This window comes from Synechococcus elongatus PCC 6301 (assembly GCF_000010065.1).
Classification (GTDB): domain Bacteria; phylum Cyanobacteriota; class Cyanobacteriia; order Synechococcales; family Synechococcaceae; genus Synechococcus; species Synechococcus elongatus.
Map to the genome: position 1 here is coordinate 1,566,372 of NC_006576.1, position 18,066 is coordinate 1,584,437.

General features: G+C 50.0%; 14 protein-coding genes. 5 read left to right on the top strand and 9 right to left on the bottom strand.

What is annotated here, in order from left to right:
* Nucleotides 1-4 precede the first annotated feature (4 nt).
* A complete protein-coding gene (locus SYC_RS07695; RefSeq protein ID WP_011377420.1) occupies nucleotides 5-1,906 on the top strand; it encodes a tetratricopeptide repeat protein in 1,902 nt (633 codons plus the stop codon).
* Here the strand turns inward: SYC_RS07695 and SYC_RS07700 are convergent.
* Nucleotides 1,896-4,442, bottom strand: a complete 2,547-nt coding sequence (locus SYC_RS07700; protein ID WP_011243761.1) for a glycosyltransferase — start codon at nucleotides 4,440-4,442, stop codon at nucleotides 1,896-1,898. The genes SYC_RS07695 and SYC_RS07700 overlap by 11 nt on opposite strands.
* Before the next feature lie 85 nt (nucleotides 4,443-4,527).
* On the opposite strand from SYC_RS07700, the gene SYC_RS07705 reads away from it, so the two are divergent.
* Together SYC_RS07705 and SYC_RS07710 are read left to right on the top strand one after the other, a co-directional pair.
* Nucleotides 4,528-4,962, top strand: coding sequence for a type IV pilin protein (locus SYC_RS07705; RefSeq protein WP_050738287.1), 435 nt, complete (start codon nucleotides 4,528-4,530; stop codon nucleotides 4,960-4,962).
* A 188-nt stretch (nucleotides 4,963-5,150) separates the two neighbouring features.
* On the top strand, nucleotides 5,151-5,585 hold the full coding sequence (locus SYC_RS07710; protein ID WP_050738288.1) for a type IV pilin protein: 435 nt from the start codon (nucleotides 5,151-5,153) through the stop codon (nucleotides 5,583-5,585).
* Between the two features lie 45 nt (nucleotides 5,586-5,630).
* Here the strand turns inward: SYC_RS07710 and SYC_RS07715 are convergent, their stop codons facing one another.
* From SYC_RS07715 to SYC_RS07730, 4 genes are all read right to left on the bottom strand, one after another.
* Complete coding sequence (locus tag SYC_RS07715; protein WP_011243762.1) at nucleotides 5,631-7,997, bottom strand: exostosin domain-containing protein; 2,367 nt, start codon at nucleotides 7,995-7,997, stop codon at nucleotides 5,631-5,633.
* Between the two features lie 7 nt (nucleotides 7,998-8,004).
* Nucleotides 8,005-9,348, bottom strand: a complete 1,344-nt coding sequence (locus SYC_RS07720; RefSeq protein ID WP_011243763.1) for a class I SAM-dependent methyltransferase — start codon at nucleotides 9,346-9,348, stop codon at nucleotides 8,005-8,007.
* Nucleotides 9,349-9,584: 236 nt separating this feature from the next.
* Nucleotides 9,585-10,940 (bottom strand): tetratricopeptide repeat protein, encoded by a 1,356-nt coding sequence (locus SYC_RS07725; protein ID WP_011243764.1) that lies wholly within the window; start codon nucleotides 10,938-10,940, stop codon nucleotides 9,585-9,587.
* A 94-nt stretch (nucleotides 10,941-11,034) separates the two neighbouring features.
* Nucleotides 11,035-13,017 carry an FAD-dependent oxidoreductase gene (locus SYC_RS07730; protein WP_011377415.1) on the bottom strand — a complete coding sequence of 661 codons (1,983 nt, stop codon included), beginning with the start codon at nucleotides 13,015-13,017 and terminating at the stop codon, nucleotides 11,035-11,037.
* On the opposite strand from SYC_RS07730, the gene SYC_RS07735 reads away from it, so the two are divergent.
* Nucleotides 13,016-13,381 carry a hypothetical protein gene (locus SYC_RS07735; protein ID WP_011243766.1) on the top strand — a complete coding sequence of 122 codons (366 nt, stop codon included), beginning with the start codon at nucleotides 13,016-13,018 and terminating at the stop codon, nucleotides 13,379-13,381. The genes SYC_RS07730 and SYC_RS07735 overlap by 2 nt on opposite strands.
* 39 nt (nucleotides 13,382-13,420) lie before the next feature.
* Nucleotides 13,421-13,657: a 50S ribosomal protein L28 gene (gene rpmB / locus SYC_RS07740; RefSeq protein WP_011243767.1), complete on the top strand. Its 237-nt coding sequence runs from the start codon at nucleotides 13,421-13,423 to the stop codon at nucleotides 13,655-13,657.
* Between the two features lie 109 nt (nucleotides 13,658-13,766).
* On the opposite strand, the gene SYC_RS07745 is transcribed toward rpmB, so the two are convergent.
* The 4 genes from SYC_RS07745 to SYC_RS07760 all read right to left on the bottom strand — a co-directional run bounded on the left by SYC_RS07745 (nucleotide 13,767) and on the right by SYC_RS07760 (nucleotide 18,033).
* A complete protein-coding gene (locus tag SYC_RS07745) occupies nucleotides 13,767-15,071 on the bottom strand; it encodes an SLC13 family permease (protein ID WP_041677000.1) in 1,305 nt (434 codons plus the stop codon).
* A 433-nt stretch (nucleotides 15,072-15,504) separates the two neighbouring features.
* Complete coding sequence (gene folB / locus SYC_RS07750) at nucleotides 15,505-15,921, bottom strand: dihydroneopterin aldolase (RefSeq protein WP_234701758.1); 417 nt, start codon at nucleotides 15,919-15,921, stop codon at nucleotides 15,505-15,507.
* Nucleotides 15,922-15,966: 45 nt separating this feature from the next.
* Nucleotides 15,967-17,382, bottom strand: a complete 1,416-nt coding sequence (gndA, locus tag SYC_RS07755) for an NADP-dependent phosphogluconate dehydrogenase (RefSeq protein ID WP_011243770.1) — start codon at nucleotides 17,380-17,382, stop codon at nucleotides 15,967-15,969.
* 174 nt (nucleotides 17,383-17,556) lie between these two features.
* Nucleotides 17,557-18,033, bottom strand: a complete 477-nt coding sequence (locus SYC_RS07760) for an NUDIX hydrolase (protein ID WP_011243771.1) — start codon at nucleotides 18,031-18,033, stop codon at nucleotides 17,557-17,559.
* Nucleotides 18,034-18,066 lie beyond the last annotated feature (33 nt).

Below are 18,066 nucleotides of genomic sequence, written 5' to 3' on the forward strand. Positions count from 1 at the left end.
ATCTATGAGTACTCAGGACAACAGTTTGGCAGAAAATTATTACCAACAAGCGATCGAGCAATGGAAGTCTAGAGATCAGAAACAAGCACTTCAATTTTTTAAAAAAGCAGTGAGAGCAAAGCCAAGTAATGCTCATTATTGGTATGCACTGGCTGGAACATACCATATACAGAACAAGTTTCGTGCAGCTCGCTTTTGTTTTGAAAAGTCACTTAATTTAAATCCTAATCAAGATGAAATCAAAATTTTTCTGTGCGAAATATGTTATTTACTAACAGATTATAAATCTGTCGCTTATTATGCTGGACAAGTAGATTTGAGTAAAATTCAAAATTTAGAGATCTTATATAAAGTTGCGTGCTCTTTTAAAGAACTTGGTCAGCTGGAGAAAACTGGTCAAGTCTGCTCTCAAATTTTGTCATTAGATGATAACTTTTGGCAGGCAAAACTACTTGCTGCTGAGATACTAAGAATAAAGGGTTATTCAGGAGAAGCTAAAGTATTAGTTTTAGAATTAATAGACCAACAACCTACCGTCGGTAAATTTTGGAATGAACTCGGTATTAATGAAGTTGATCTAGCTCATGAAGATGAAGCTTTATCCGCATTTTCTAAAGCTGAGCAATACGTATCTGGACCGGAGAAACTAATTATAGGAAGTAATTATTTATTTGAATTTTCTAGTGGGCTTAGAACAGCTAAAGATATTTTAGATGCACATTTACTTTGGAATAAAAAATATTGTAAAGATCAAGGTGGAAGTTTTCAATCAAGCAAGTTCAATTATTTAAAATCAAATGATAAAAAAAACATTGCCTATCTCTCGGGTGATTTTAAAACACATTCCGTAAGTTATTTCATTGAAGGAATTTTGGAGAATCACTCACGGGATGCGTTTAATATTATCTTGCTCTCGAATACTCAAGAGGATGAAAAGACAAAAAAATTTAAGGAGTTAGCAGATATCTGGATTGACTTAAAGTTAACTAATTTTGAAACAGCTGCTCAGATTGTTAAAAGGCTAAATATTGATATTCTTATTGAGCTTTCTGGACATACAAATGGTAACAAACTGAATCTTTTAAGTTCAAGACTAGCACCGGTTCAAGCTACTTATCTTGGCTACTTTGCTACAACAGGATTATCAACAATAGATTATTGGATAACAGACAATGTTGTTCACCCTGCTCACACTGTAGAGTTAGCAACAGAAACTATTTTTCGACTACCACGGTGCTACTTGGCTTACACGCCACCACCTCAATCACCTAGTATCGCAGAGTCTCCAGTTATTAAAAATGGATATATTACATTTGGCTCTTTCGTTGCAAGTCGAAAGATTAGTGACTATTCAATCCTACTGTGGTCTTCTATCTTAAGTGAGATTCCGAATAGTCAGCTTTTAATTAAGAACCGAAGTTGCGTTAGCCCATTGTACCGCTCTGAGCTAATAGAAAAGTTTTCACTCTGTGGCATTAGTTCTCAGCGAATTAACTTCAACGAGGCTAAATTGAACTTAGAAGATCATCTTGCACTGTATAACAAGGTTGATATTGCACTTGATACCTATCCAGCGAGTGGCTGTACAACCACTGTCGAAGCACTCTGGATGGGTGTCCCAGTCTTAACTCGCCTTGGTGAATTAATGGTTAGCCGTAATAGTGCTTCTTTGCTCCATGCACTCAATCTCCAAAATTGGATTGCAGAAACAGATGAAGAATACATTGATAAGGGTATCAAATTTACTCAATCCATCGAACAGCTTGCCCTGTTAAGACAGGGTATGAGAGAGCGATTTATGCAGTCTGAACTCTATGATTCTAGGGGTCTCACCCTCCACCTAGAAGACTTTTATCTAAAAGCCTTACAGGAGAAGTTGAGCGCCAATAAAGAAGTTAGATTTTGATATGATGAGCAATCGCACCCATCATTTTTTTGATTTGTATTTCCCAAGACATTGTTTGGTGTATGGAAACAGAGTGGCTTAATGCTTTAGTTTTCTGTTCTTGGTAATTCTGATAAACCTTCTCTAACCATGCAACTACTTCTTCTGGGTCAGATTGTCCCCAACCTTCCGTGCCAACATAGGGATAGTAAGGTTTGACAGGGTTTTGAGTTTCCAGAGCGTCAATCCCAAATAAGTGGATGAGGTCTAGATGACCTGTATTTTTGGAGAGTAAGGTTGGGATTCCACAGGCGATCGCCTCCATCGCCACTAAGTTGGTTCCACCCTCTGCCCGATTCGGGAAGATGGCAGCATGGGCTTCTCGAAAGACATGGGGCATTTGAATATTGGGTGTAAAGCCTAAGCAGTAAAAAGAATCTTCTGGCAAGCCATTCTCAATCAGCCATTGACTAATGTTTGATCTGAGGTCACCTTCTGTTTTGGGTAAGCCCTCTACATAGCCAGCATGTTGAAGGCCATTCATATATTGAGGCAATGCAGTACTCCAATTACAAAGCAATAAAGCCTCTGGGTGCTGTTGTTGGAAGTGTTTAAAAGCTTTAACAACAATATCCTGTCCTTTGCGATACTCTAGTTTGCCGCCTGAAAAGATGACAAACCGATCGCCAAAATAGCCAGCTGCTTGACTTGGCTGAAAGAGCGTAGGGTCTACACCTTGAGGAATACCATAGGCATTGCCTTGATAATGTGCAGCGACTAGATCATTACACCATGTTGAACCAGAGATAATCACAGGCAAACGGTTAGCTCTCTCTTTTCCTGAGGGTGTTATATACGTGTCTTCCATAAAAATTAAGCCAGCCCTATGAGTAAAGGGAAATTCATACTCCCTAGACTGGAAATCATTCATCATTGCCTGCAAGATCAGCAATTTCTGATTAAGTCCCTGATTGAGTCGCTTTAGTACATAATTATCATTCTCAGGATCTAAAACTGGGAGATCTAAAACTTGTGGATCAACTAGTGGATGGAAATCTTGGACATTTAAGTAAGGACTTTTGAGACAAATAGGAAACCATGACCCCTTTTGACGATAAATCTGAAGGATAAAATTAGTTCCGAAGACTCCCCAGCCCGTATAAGTTGAGATTAGCCAATCAAACGCGATTCCTCTTTGTTTCTTCTTGTTACAGTTACTTATAACTCTCTCTAAATCAGAATCTGGCTGAACATTATTGAGGATATTTGTCTGATCTTTTTCAAAAAGAGTAATAAAGTTCTTGACAGAATTTTCAGCAAACCGAATCTTATTTAACAAGAAATTAATTTTGGTTAGTCTCAGATTACTTTCAAGCTGTAAGTCATCTGAGTTATTGTTTTCTAAATTGGCAGCTTCTGCAAGTGGACTTTGAAACTTGCGCAGTTGTCGGTCTAAACTATTGTTCGGATAGCGCTGGTATTGTACTGTTTCAACATCAATTTGAACACCATTGCAAAATCGATAAAGACAATCTCTCAGTGCAATATCCTCTGTACATCTGAGCCGTTTATAAACTAACTGAGAAGGAAATCCCTCAACAAACTGAAAGACTGATCTTCTAACTACTAAATTGATTGGTAAAGAGTCTATGATTCGCTGATGCCACTCTGGCAATATCTCTTCGTCTACCTTGACCCCTAAGCTTACAAAGCCATAGGGCGGATGACCATTAATATTTCGGATGAACTTGGTAACGTCTTGATCGAGTGAAATGCCCGCATATTCAAACAGCCGATCTAAAATCTGAGGCTCGTCGAGTGAAATCTCCAAGGCTAGCACGCCTAGAAGGAGATGTTTTTCTAAGAAGAGATCATCCCCATCGCAGAAAAAGAGAACTTCACCTTGGCTAAAATTGACGCCAGTGTTTCGTGCGATGCCAGCTCCCCGATTGAAGCGATGACAAACAAGCTGAAAATGAGTTTTGTTGTTAATGTAAGCTTGAATAACAGCAACCGTGTTATCCGTCGAAGCATCATCAACAATGATGACTTCTATGTTATACAAGCTAGAGAAAGGCAAATTATCTTGGAAAAATTGAATCGACGCTTCAATACTTTTTAATGTCTGCTCAATTTTAGAAGCACAATTATAGGTTGGAACAATGACAGCTAGCGACTGGGCTGAAGGTTGCCAATGTTGTGGAAACTGGTGTAGGCAATTGATTAGCTGGGTTGCTAATGGTTCAGGGATACGCTGTAAATCAGTATTCTGCTTTACAGTCTGCAAACAAGATTGATTGCGCTCTAGCAACGCACCGAGCAACCCAGTCTGACAATCTGTGCCATGGCAGGCAATTTCTTCAATATTAACGCCATTTTCGCTGGCTGCCCAAGCCGCTTCAATCAGCGCTGTGTTGACTTGTTCTTCCTCAGTACCTGCCGTATCAATCAACAGACTGGCTGTTTCCTGAGTGACTTGTTGCAGTGCTGCACTGATTTGCAGGACTGCTTTTTGATCAGGAGAAGCCCAATGCGGACGGAGCCAAAGAAGAGCCATGCGGAAATTTTCAGGAACCTGAAATAAAAGCCTGCTGTAGGGGTAAGTTACTTCAAGAACAGCTCTCTTGCTGAGGATCTCCTGAATGTCTGACTCCCTCCGTCTTCGTTATCTACAATATCTTGCCCAGCGTAAAGACGAACAAGGTGAAGAAGAAAAAGGTTTTACCCTTGTCGAGTTGCTGGTCGTTATCATTATCGTTGGCATCTTGGCAGCAGTTGCATTACCGAACCTGTTGGCTCAAACAGATAAAGCCTATGCCTCTGAAGGCAAATCAGCAGTCGGTGCTGCTCTTCGTACCCTTAGTGCGGCGACACTAGATCCTAACTACGTCACCAATGCGTCTTGTACACAGCTTGGTATTGGTAGCAGTGCAGGTAACTTTAACATAACTTGCGGCAATGCTAGCCAAGTAACGGCTGCTGGAAGTGGTAAAGCAGCGAATATTAACGTGACTGGCACAATCGGGACAGACGGTAAATTTACCGTTATTGCAACCAAAGGCAGCGCAACTCTTTAACAGAAGAGTTAATAATATCGAATTTATCTAATCAATAGACCTTTTCAAGGTAAAGCCTGTGAAAAGATCTATTGATTAGTCATGAAGTTATTATCTCATTTCTCTAAGTAGAAGTCTAAATCTAAAAAGTGAGAGTGATCTAGATATAATTTGTATAAGCTATCTCTATATTGAGAGGGTCACTCAAAATGTCTGAATCGCTCCGTCTACGTTATCTGCAATATCTTGCCCAGCGTAAAGACGAACAAGGTGAAGAAGAAAAAGGTTTCACCCTTGTCGAGTTGCTGGTCGTTATCATCATCGTTGGCATCTTGGCAGCAGTTGCATTACCGAACCTGTTGGCTCAAACAGATAAAGCCTACGCCTCTGAAGGTAAATCAGCAGTCGGTGCTGCTCTTCGTACCCTTAGTGCGGCGACACTAGACCCTAACTACGTCACCAATGCGTCTTGTACACAGCTTGGTATTGGTAGCAGTGCAGGTAACTTTAACATAACTTGCGGCAATGCTAGCCAAGTAACGGCTGCTGGAAGTGGTAAAGCAGCGAATATTAACGTGACTGGCACAATCGGGACAGACGGTAAGTTTACCGTTATTGCAACCAAAGGCAGCGCAACTCTTTAACAGAGTATTTAACAGTTTTTAGGAATTCGGGATATTCCCAAATTCCTAAAAACTTGAAAGCAGATGGGCAAAGTAACAAAGCTCTATAGAAGAGTACCAAGTTAATTCCAAGTTTTGCTGCCATCTCCAATCTGGTGGGTAAGCAAGAAGAACTTTTGCTGGTGTTCCCATTGCCCCTGCCAAATGCACGATCGCAGTATCCACCGTCACCAGTAGATCCAATTCCATCAACACCCGAGCCGTTGCTGAAAAATCCACCAAGCGATTGCTCCAATCCTGAATCCCTTCCGGTAACCTACCCTCATACCCCAACTGCAGACTCACCACTTCCAGATCTGACCTCTGCATACTTTCTCGCACCAGCTCCAACATTGCTTCTAGCGAACAGCTGCGCCGATCCGCTGTCGCACTCTTTTGTATTCCTGCCCGCTGACCCGCCAGCCAAACAATTCCAACCCGAAACTTGTGGTTTTGATCCTCACGAGGCGGTGGCAACGGACAAGGCAACCAACCCTCGCGATAGGGAATATCTTTTAAGCTCGGCCACACCAACCGAGGCAACGACAGCAACGGCACCTGAAAATCAAATAATTCTTCCGTTATCTGTGCCGGAATCACCTTAATGCCCAAACTTGCCAGCGGCTCCGCAAACAACGGCACTAGTACCGCATCCGTCTGGAACTGAATACGAGCCTGCGGATAGCGATCGCGCAGCACCCACAAGTAGCGACTGAACTGAATTTGATCGCCATAGCCCTGCTCTCCCCACACCAATAGCGATCGCTGACCCAGCTCTACCCCCTGCCATCGTGGTTGCGGATAATGCGCCGCCAACGCTGCCAAACTCGGCTCCGCAGCAAAGCGAGCTTCATAGATATCCCAACCTTCTGCCTTGCCCTGCCGCAACAAAATTTCTGCGATCGCCAGCTGAGCATTTGCTCGTTCTGGTTCTCGCGCCACCACCTGCTGATATAGCGATAGCGCCTGATCATACCGACCTGCCAAATTGAGCGTATCAGCTTGTAGCAGTAGGCGATCGATCGCTGCCGGTACCTCTTCTAGTAGTGCTTGACTAAGAGCTAATGCCTCTTCCCACTGTTCCTGCTGCCGCAACGCCACACAAAGATTGGTGCGCAATTTTGGATGGTGGGGCTGTGCCTGCAATCCCTGTCGATAGATTGCGATCGCCGTATCCCATTCCCCGAGTTGCGTTTGCGCCACCCCCAGCAAGTTGTAATGCTCTCCCTGCTCTGCCTCCGGCATCACCATGGAATCCAGTAAGGCCAATGCTGCTTTGGGTTGCTGTTGCGTCAACGCTAAGCGTGCTTGCTCTAAAATCCGAGCTGGCGACCGGGGCAGTGTTGCCAAATAAGTTGCGGCTGCTTCCAGATCTCCCTTAAGTCGATACCGTTCCGCCTGAGACAACAACACCGCCTCAATCTCTACCTCTGACGCAGAAGGATGAAGCGATCGCTGATCCAAGATTTGCCACAGCGTCTGCACCTGTCGTGCCAAAGAATAGAAATAGTGCTGATAAACCTGTTGCAAATGCTGCTGCATCACCTGCCATTGATCCGTTGAAATCGCTTGAAGGAGCTGCGGTAATTCCCAACAGCGATCTTCAGCAACAGATAGCGAAAACTCTGACCAATCCAGCAACTCCGAAAACGGTAGCACCCAATCATCAGCCAAAATGACCGGAATCGCCCCGCCTGCCATCACCTCTAGCAAGCGATAGGAAAAAATATCATGGCCACGTGGAGCTACAGAAAAGCGCGATCGGGCAATTAAATCTGTATAGACTTGTTGCTCAGCGCTTAGTCCCTCAGCCTCATCCACATAATTCAACGTCCCCCAATAGCTTTGCTGGATCAGCTCAGCTGCAATCTCGGGTGGCTGATGAAGCCGTTGTAATTGCTCCCGCACCGGATGACTATTAGCTCCCCGAAAACTGAGTAAAGTTGAGCGATCTCGGCTTGGATAGCAATGCTGATCTAAGAGTGGCATCGGAGGAAAACTCACATCAATGCCAACGCGATAGTTTCCCAGTGTATGGCAATGACTCACCACCACCACATCCGGCAATACCTGTGCGATCGCTGGCCACTGTGCCAATGGATTCATATTGATTAGCACCAAGGGCTTGCCATAGCCACTGACCGGATGATCAAACAGAAACGCTAAAATTTCTTCATCTGTTGGAAAGCGATCGCCCTTTAAAATCGCCTTACGTTGCGATCCGTAATACGGCCAGTTGGTCTCTAGGGCAAAATCTGCATCCAGAAAAATATAGTCTGCCTGCTCAACCTTTTCAGTCCGTGCCGGATGATGTTTGAGAACAGTAAAGAAGCGATCGTGCCAAACCGTTCGAAATGACCAATCCCCAGCTTCAGCTAGATAAAAATAAGCCATGCAGCCATCAAGCCTGAGTCAGAAACAGGCACTGATCGCGTTCTAACTCAGCTAAGAAATTCCAAACCAACTCCGCTACTGCTTCCAACTCCCAAAGCTCACCCGTCACATAATCCAACGGTTGCAACTGTTGGAAGCGCTGTACCAACTCCTGCACAGACAGCACCTTCTCAAACAGGGGCTTAATCAACGCCCCAAACAGCGGCTCATAGGTCAACAGCCCCAAAAACTCCCCATGCAACGCCCGCGCCAAACTAAAGCGCTCTCGCAACTTCAGCTTCTCCTGCAACTGCTGCTCAATCCCCGATGTTGCCAACTGAGGATGCAACTGAACCTTTAGCCCCAACCGTTGCTCTAGAGGTAAATTCTCCCAAGCTTGGGTAGGGGCTAACGGCTGCAGACTACACCAGAAATCAAACAGGCGATTGACCGGATGCAACAGGTCGTACAAATAAGCCTGATCCAGCAAACTCGCTTCCTGGATGCCTAATGCCCAAAACGCCGGAATTTGATCGCGATCGCCAAACAACTCACTCAGCCGCCACAGCGGGGCTTGCACCATACCCAAAAATTCCAGCCCCGCAGTCTCCAAATACTGCCGCAGGTCTGGAACGCCATAACCCTTATCCGCCTGCAACAACAGATTTGCTAATAGCCATTGTTCGAGTTCATCTTGTTTCTCTTCTTTTTGCAGTTGTAGGGGCAGGTTCCAGACCGCAGCCCGACTCAAAACCCCTGGTTGCAGCGCATTCATTAACTCTGTCACTGCTTCCATTTCTGCCGCCTCTGGATTGCCATCCAGAAATCCTAGAAACTTGAACAGTTCCTGTAAGCGGTAATGAGCAATTCGTTGATTCTTAGAGTGTAAATTGGCGCGAATAATCCCATCAGGCTTTAGCACCGCTTTCATTTGCCCCAGCGCTGCTGCAGGATCATCAAAAAAATAGAGCAGCTCATCACAATTGATATAGTCAAATGCGATCTCGAGCTGACCAATCTCATCCAGCCCCAGCGCATAGAACTTGACTTCGGGGAAGCCCTGAAACTTGAGTCGCTCCTGCGCTAGCTCCACCGACTTCAGCGATAGATCCACCCCAATAATTTCAGCGCCTGGATTGGCTAGCGCCAGCATCAACGTCTTGTAGCCGCTGCCACAACCCACATCTAGAATGCAAGCGCCTTCGGTTGCTTTCAGACTGCGATCGCGCCGATAGAAAGCCGAACGAATATCGTGAATCGCCAGCGCCCCATAGTTTTCCTTGGGCGTTGCCTCCAACGGCACCCGTGGATAGGGCCCATAGTCAAACTGCGCACGGATCCGTTCCAAAGCCTCAGATGACAGTGAAGACATAGGCTCCTAAGTGGCAGCGATCGTATTTTGGCAGCCTACCCTGTCTAAGTCAGCTTGTTATCAAGCAGCCTAGCGGTCATTCGCAGCCTAATTGCTTCAAACCTACCCACCATGCCCATCTAGAGACACCATAAAGCCCCTTAGCCTGCTCAGTTTTCTACGTTTTGCTGGAGCTGCAAAGAAAAAAGGACTAGCAGTCGCAGCAGAATAGTCCTACAACTCAGTAAGGATTCAGTCTAGTAGGGTCTAGAATTCAAATCCTGCTGCAGTTGCTCAAAGACCGATCGCCAATCCCCAGCAATCGCCTGCCGATAGAGCCGCATTGATTGATACCAAGGGGTTTCTGACCCAGTCAGACTCCAGCGCCAATCTGCGAATTTGGGCAGAAGCAGCCAAGTCGGAATCTCCAAAGCACCTGCCAAATGCGCGATCGCAGTATCCACTGTAATCAGGAGATCCATCTGATTGAGTACAGCGGCAGTATCGGCAAATGAGTGCATTCGATCAGCGAGATCACAGTCTGCCCAATCCCAGTTCTGGAGGAGTGATTGACGAGCCGGGCCTACTTGCAGGCTCCAAAACTGACAATGATTCACCTGCAATCGCAACTGAAGAAATTGCTCTAGCGGCACACTTTTACTAGCTTGTCGCCATTGATAGCGGCGATCGCTGGTCTCTCCAGCCTGCCAAACAAAGCCAACCTGCAGCTGACGAGGATTGGCTTGGAGTCTGATCTCAGATTGCAGCGATCGCGGCAGATATCCCTGAGCGAGTGGAATTACGTCAGCCGTGGCACCGAGTCGTTCAGGCAATGACAACAGTGGCAGATGAAAGTCGTAGGCTGATTCAGTCTCAAAAGTGAATTGGGTAGCAACTTGTAGATTAGCGATCGCCAATTGTCGGAATAAATCGACCAATGGCTCACTAACGAGTAATAAGAGCGGTGTTTCTGGCCAGCGATCGTGCAAGACAGATAAGTAGCGGACAAACTGAATTTGATCGCCGTAACCTTGTTCGCCCCAAATCAATAGCGTTTTATTAGTGAGATCCTCGCCTTGCCAGAGGGGGCAACCAAAACTGGGGAGGCGATCGCGTAGCTCTGAAAACACCAGCAACCGACTCTCATACTCTGGCGAACCTTGCGACCAATCGCCCAGACCTAACCGCAACTTACTGCGCAGGAACTGCGACTCAGCGGCTGTCGGATCGAGTTGCAAAGCGCTATCGCAACTCGTTAAAGCCTGTGGCCAGTCCCCCAAACTCTGTAAGGCAACAGCTCGCTGATGCCAGAGGTCTGCCGTTTGTTCTGAAGCCTGATCGAGCAGAGCGATCGCTTCAGCAAATTGACCTTGCTCATTGAGAACAGCCGCCCAAGCTGCGATCGACTGAGGGCAACCGGGCTGGAACTCTAGTACTGCTTGATAAGCCGCGATCGCTTCTTCAGGTTGTCCAGCCGCTGCTAACCAATCTCCCCACCGGCACAAAATCTGAGGATTGTCGGGTTCCTGCCAAGCGGCCAATTCAATCAGTTGCAGCGCTGTTGACCAGTCTTGTTGACTCGCGGCCTGTTCAGCCCACTGCTGCAACTGCACTACAGATGCGGTTTCAAGATCACCAAGAGCAAGCTCTATCAATTGCAATCGCGGTTATTTCAACCTTTTCATCTTGGCGGATGCCAGTCAGGGTTCAAGGGCGTAGCCAATTGCGATCGAGCAGGGTAGTTCCCGGAAAGGCGATCGGATTGCCCGCATTCACCAGCCGTCGCTGCAGGGCTTCGAGTTGTGGTTCTTGGCGCGGTAAATCATCGACTAACTCAGCAGGGGTGATTTTCTGTTGCAGCACAAAATCAGCCACAGTTCCTGCGGCTACGCCTGACGACCACTCAAAGCTATGGACACGGTAGGCCGCCGCCACGCTGTAACTAAAGGCGATCGCTTTGCCGGTGACGAGCAGATTATCGACCCGTTGCGGAATCATGGCCCGCAAGGGAATTTGTCCTGGATACGCTAAGCCCTGCGGTAGCCGAACACCAGCTCGTTCAGTATTGCCGGGTTTTTCGGGGGGGGACTGGGTCAGACAGGGATGAAAATCGAGCGCGTACTGGGTGATGCCAACGGAATCGGGGAAAAGGCGCGGCCGCGGCACGATCGGTAGACTTGCTTCAGAATTCCTTTGCAAGATGGCTTCTCGTGCCAGACGCTGCCGCAAGGCTGCATAGTCTTGGGGCGACAGGGTCTCTTGATAGAGCGGATCGGTGTAGTCGGGTCGGGCAATATCGGTTTCAACCAAGGAAAAGCCTTGGGGATAGGTCGGGGAAGATCGACCGATGAGCCGCCGGCCTTCACGGATGTAGGGATATTTGGAGAGCCCATTCGCCGTTCCCATCGGTTGATCGATCCCTTGTAAGAGTCGATAGAAGGGAAAGGGCTGTTTGACGTTCGGCCCCAATTGAGAATCGGTGTTGCCTTGAGACAGCCAATAGAAAAAGGACAGGGCATGTTCTTCGCCCCGCTGCAGGGTTTCGGTGCGCAGACCACCCAGCCAGCCACCCAGTTCTAGTTGACCACTGGCCCGCAATTGCTCGGCACTGAGGATGAGATTATCGCCGGATGTTCCCGGTCGATAATCATTGCCCCACGTCCAGTTCTGCATGGACCAATCACCGGGCTGCGGAAGGGTGACATTGCGTCCGGGCTGCAGCTGTGGCGATCGCGGTTGGGGTGCCCAAATTCGCCGATAGGTAAACAGCGTGTCAGGGTTGGCAAAACGCGACAGTTCATAACTGAAGTAAGGCGCGTAGCGATCGTAGAAAGCGGGTCGCTCCGGTTGATAAGCTTCAGGTGTTTGCTCCATGGCAAACGTGTAGGTAAAGCCTTGGGTGCAGTAGGGGTCGGGCTGAGTCACCGGCGAGGACGGATTCCCCGGCGATCGCGGATCGAGGCCTAGGCGATAAGGGACATCCGCCAGCGGTAACAGTTCTCCTGTTTCGGTGGCTTCAATCACGAGCCAGCGCTGCGGCTGACCAGCAGGCGGTTGCAGTTGCAGGACGTTCTTCTCCAGCAGCTTGGAATCTTCGAGGCGATAGGCATCCTCGATCCAAGCGGAAAGCGGCAGGGTATTGAGGGGCGGGGCTCCGGTAGCCGGTCGATGCTGAATCGCCGTCACCGACTCAATCCAACGGCGATCGCGATCGAATTGCAGAGATTTAACAACAGTATTCGGCAGCCAATGCAGTTTGCCTTGACCGCGTTGCTCGGCCTCACGCAATTGTGCTTCCAAGAGTTGAGCCGCATCACGGGGTAAAAAGCAGATCTGGCTGACCCAACAATCACCGGGATTCTCGCGACCATAGAACTGGCGGAGGCGATCGCGAAAGCGTTGGTAGCCTTGGGGATAAACTTGCAACGTCTGCTGCAGACCGGCTTCATCCAGCGCGGAGGTGCCCTGCGAGGAGACTTGTCCACCCAGCCAATCGGTGATTTCGGTCAGACAAACTGTGCGACCAGCCAACAGTCCTGCTTCGGCAGCAGCCACCCCGGAGAGCCCACCCCCCACGACTAAAATTTCACAGGTGAGGGTGGACTGCGTAGCAGCATTGGCGATCGCGGCAGAACCCAGACTCACTGCCAGTCCGATACTGCCGATCCAGAGCCCGATTGCTCGACCCATGCCTGCACTCCCCTGCCGCCAAACCGCCTCGATTCTGCCACTGCAGTGGCAAAACTGGCTGATCGGTGCGATCGCGGTTCTCTTCTTCTGGCTGGGGCTGATGCCTCAAGCGATCGCGGCTCCTTGTCGCACGATCGCGGGCGATCGCATTTGCATCGAACAAATCACACGCAGTGCCAAAAATCACTGGGAATATCGCCTGACGCTGAGTCGCAATGGCCAACGGCAAACACCAGCGATCTACAACTGCCGCGATCGCCACTGGCAGCAAGCCGGACAGAGCCAGGCTTTTGTCGAGGATGGCCTTGGAGATTGGCTCTGTCGCACCCTTGCAGGTCGAAGCTCGGAGGGCAAGAGGGTATGATGGTGAATTGCATGCAATCGAAAGTCTCCGGAGCCGTTCATGTCTCGCGTCTGTCAATTGACCGGCAAAAAGGCCAATAACGCCTACGCCATCTCCCACTCGCACCGCCGCACCAAGCGCTTGCAAAACGTCAACTTGCAAGAAAAGCGCATCTGGTGGCCGGAAGGGAACCGCTTCGTCAAGTTGCGGTTGTCGACCAAAGCGATCAAAACCCTGCAGAAGAAAGGTCTCAGCGCCTACGCTCGCGAGCTGGGCATTGACCTCAAGCGCCTGTAAGCTTGGCCCAGTTTCTGACCTCTCCGCTAGCCCGCTGTTCTGACGAGAACGACGGGCTTTTTCATGTTTGAGGAGACTTGTCTGCTGCACCACAGAGCTGAGGCTAACTTCAGGAACGCCACCAGCAGTAGAGCAGCGCAGCAGACAGTTGCAAAATGACCGTCGGGACGCCGTAGGGCAGCCAGTCACGGAAGTGAATCGGAGTGTCGTGCTGGCGAGCAATTCCAGCACCGACTAAGTTGGCAGAGGCGCCGATCAACGTAGCATTGCCCCCCAAGGTGCCGCCAAACATCAGGGCAAAGAACAGCGGATAAGCCTGCGGGGCGATCGCATCAGGCGCGATCGTGAGACCGGCTGTCTGGCAATAGCTAATCAAGACCGGCGTTAGCGCTGCCACCAAAGGAATGTTGGGAATGAAAGCCGAGAGCACGCCCGTCAGCAGCAGCAATAGCAAGCTCCCCTGGAGAATATTGGTCCCGATCAGGGTCGTCAGGCCTTGAGCCAGCAAGACCATAGCGCCACTCGTTTGCAGACCACCAATCAACACGAAGACCCCCATGAAATAGACCAGGGTTGACCAATCGATCGCAGCGAACAGACGATCGACCGTGATCAGGCGACTTTGATGGCAGATGGCGAGTGCTGCAGCTGCTCCAGCCAGCGCCGTTGCATCAGGACTCAGCGGCACAGGCAACATCTCGCCGACGGTGAACGAGACCAGCATCACCACCGTCACGCCTAAAAGCATTCGCATGGCCTGTCGATGATGGGGGCGGGGCGGAGTCAAATCAGGCACTGGAAAGCGTGCCGTCCAAATGCTGCGATAGAGCCAAGGCAAGGTCGGCACTATCACCAGCAAGCTAATCAAGCCACCCAAACTGAGCTGTGAGAAATATTGGCCAAAGCTGAAGCCAAGACCCGTCGCCACGATATAGGTCGCGGGATCTCCCACCAAAGTCAGAAGCCCAGCACTGTTGGCCGTCAGCACCAGCAACAGTAAGAGCGGGCGTGGGTCGAGCTTCAACTCCTTCGCCAAGGGCGGCAACAACGGTGCCAACAGCATGACGGTGGTTGCGTTGGGCAAGACCGCGCAAATGGGGCTGGTCAGCAACATAATCCCCAGTAAGAGACGGCGGCCATCCCCCCGTGAGGCTAGGACAACGCGATGGGCGAGACCATTAAAGGCTCCCGTTGCCTCTAGGGCTTGCACCAACACCATCATCCCGAACAGCAGGGCCAAGGTCCCGTGTGCCTTAGCAATACTCGCTACAGCCTCGGGCATCGTCAGCTGCCCCGTCAGGACGAGTAGCATCGCTCCGACCAGGGCGACTACCGTGAGATCGGTCAGTTCAAAGGAGGCAGCCAGAATCACCGCCACAAAAATTGCGATCGCCAAGACTGCAGCGAGGCTCATAGCAGAACGACCTAGAGAATGAGGACAGCTGGAACTACGACAAGCCTTTGCTTCGGTCAAGACAAGCAACAATCCATCTCGCTTGCGAAGCTGCATGAGGATTGAGGATTGCGATCAGACGCTAGCACGAATTTTTAGAGTTGACTACAAGCAAATCGAGTGTCATAGGAATAGACGGGTTCTATGGATTTGCGATCGCGGCTAGGTCTCAATTGATCACGATAATCAGAGCCAACCCGAATTCAATTCGGATTGACTTAAGTTCCAAAGTGAATCCTCAAACTTACAGTTTGGAACCCTAAAAAGAGCTATTAGAACTCAGGATTATATCCCCAAATCTAACGATCGCGAGTCAACTTTTATCTCTTGATTGAAGTCTATAAAACAGTCTCGTCAGCTCTCCAGAACGAGCATCTTCGACCCCTTGCTAGCATCAATCCGCACCCGTTAACTTCCGCGATCGCCGCAGAACCAAGCTGACATCACCACTAAAGTCAGGAATGGGAGGGGCCAGTTTCCGCAACGTCAGTTCCAATTCCGGTAGGGCTGGAAACTGCTGAAACAGGCGATCGCAGAGATCAGCCGCCAATCGCTCGATCGTGCGAAAGCGACTCTGGCGAATCCCCGTTTGCACGACCTGTACCGCTTGGCTGTAGTCGAGGGTGTCGCCGAGCTGATCGCTGTCCCCAGCAGGCTGAAGATCGACCCAGACGCGCAAGTCCACCTCAAACCACTGGCCCAGTTCTTGCTCGGCATCAAAGAACCCCGTGTAGCCGTAGGCGCGAATGCCGCGCACCACCAACACATCCATCACGCTCTCCGATCGCCTTGCCAGTCCTGATTCTGCCAAAGGAGTTGGTCCGTCTGACCAGCGCAGCGACCGGAGTTTGTCGCCCTAGAACCACTGGGCATGGAAAGAGCCAGAGCGATCGGTGCGTTCGTAGGTATGAGCGCCGAAGTAGTCGCACTGAGCCTGGGTGAGGTTTTGGGGCAGGCGATCGCGCCGGTAGCTGTCGAAGTAATCCAGGGAAGCACTGAAAGCCGGAACCGGAATTCCTCGTTCTGCCGCGATCGCAATCACGCGCCGCCAAGCCAACTGGCGATCGAGAATCGTCTGCCGGAATTCGGGTGCCAGCAACAGATTCGCCAGCGTTGGGTCAGCATCATAGGCCTGCTTAATCTTGTTGAGGAAACCCGCCCGAATGATGCAGCCGCCTTTCCAAATCCGCGCCAGTTCACCTAAATTCAGACCGTAGTTGTAGACCTGGGAGGCTTTGGCTAGCAGCGCCATGCCTTGGGCATAGGAGCAAATTTTCGAGCAGTAGAGCGCATCGCGCACACTGTCGATAAAGGCTTGGCGATCGCCACTGAAGGGCTCGGTAATCGGTCCTGAAAGAATTTCAGAAGCTGCCTGACGCTCGGCTTTGATCGAGGACAGGATGCGGGCGTTGACAGCAGCAATGATGGTTGGAATCGCAACGCCAATTTCCAGTGCCGTTTCCACCGTCCAGCGACCGGTTCCTTTTTGACCAGCGGCATCTATAATCAGCTCGACCAAGGGCTGACCAGTACCCAAGTCATCGACTTTGGTGAAAATATCCGCCGTGATTTCAATCAAGAACGAGTCGAGTTCCGGCGTTTTGTTCCAGGCGGCGAAGACATCATGCAGTTCACTGGCATTGAGGCCTGCCACCGATTTGAGGAGGTCATAGGCTTCGGCGATCAGCTGCATATCGCCATATTCAATGCCGTTGTGCACCATCTTGACGTAGTGCCCAGAGCCACCAGGACCGATGTAGGTAACGCAGGGGCCATCGTCGACTTGGGCAGCAATGCTGCGCACGATCGGCTCCACGGCTTCGTAGGCCGCTTGGGTGCCCCCCGGCATCAAACTGGGGCCATTCAAAGCCCCCTCTTCGCCACCACTGACGCCCATCCCCATGAAACCCAGACCTAGCGCTTCTAGATCTTTGACGCGGCGCTCGGTGTCGGTAAACAGTGAGTTGCCCCCATCGATGATCAAGTCACCGGGATCTAGCAGGGGTTTGAGCTGCTCGACCACGGCATCCACCGGGCCGCCCGCTTTAACCATCACCAAAATGCGGCGCGGACGTTCCAAGCTGGCAACAAAGTCTTCCAGACTGTAAGCCGGCACAATGTTCTTGCCTTGGGCGCGATCGGCCATGAACGCTTCAGTCTTTTCGGCCGTGCGGTTATAGACCGTCAAGGAAAAACCGTTGCGCTCAATGTTCAGGGCGAGATTCTCACCCATCACCGCCAGCCCGATGAGGCCGAACTGTTGCAGTGCCATAGGAAAATTCCTGCTAGGACAACGAATGACCTCAGGTTAGCCTGCCAATTTGGGGTTCTCTGGCAACCTCTTTAGACTTTCTTTGCGGGGATCACGGCGGCGATCGCGGATTTATTTACAGATCAGAGAAAAATTGAATGCCTGGGGGTGGATTCTTGACGGCGATCGCACCGGTCAGGCCCTGATGACGGGGGCAAGCTTGTGCGAATACTCCCCTTGGAAGCGCAGCAAAATCTGCTGGTGGGGCGCACCGATCGCTCGTTCCTGCTGTAAACGGGGCGAGAAAACTCGACTTTGGGCGATCGCGGCGGCGTCGACGAGGCAGAAATCCTGCCCTTCGCCGAGCCGCAAAGTCGATAGTTCACAGGTCAAAGGCACATGGAAGAGGTAGCGAGTGACCCTTTCTTCTGTTTCCGTCCAGAGTGGGGTTGCGGCGGAGGGGTAGTAGCCAATCTCTTCTTGGAGTTCGCGATAGAGGGCGGCAAGGGGAGTTTCATCCGGTTCTAAATGGCCGCCAAATAAGCCCCACTTCCCCGGATAGAGGATCCCATCTAAGTCATCACGCAGCTGCAATAACCACTGTTGACCTTGGGTGATGATTGCGAGAGCCACCTCTGGGGTAGACGTCGTTGCAGCAGGCTGAATCAACATGGCGATCGCAACCGTTTAGGAGCCGAGGATAAA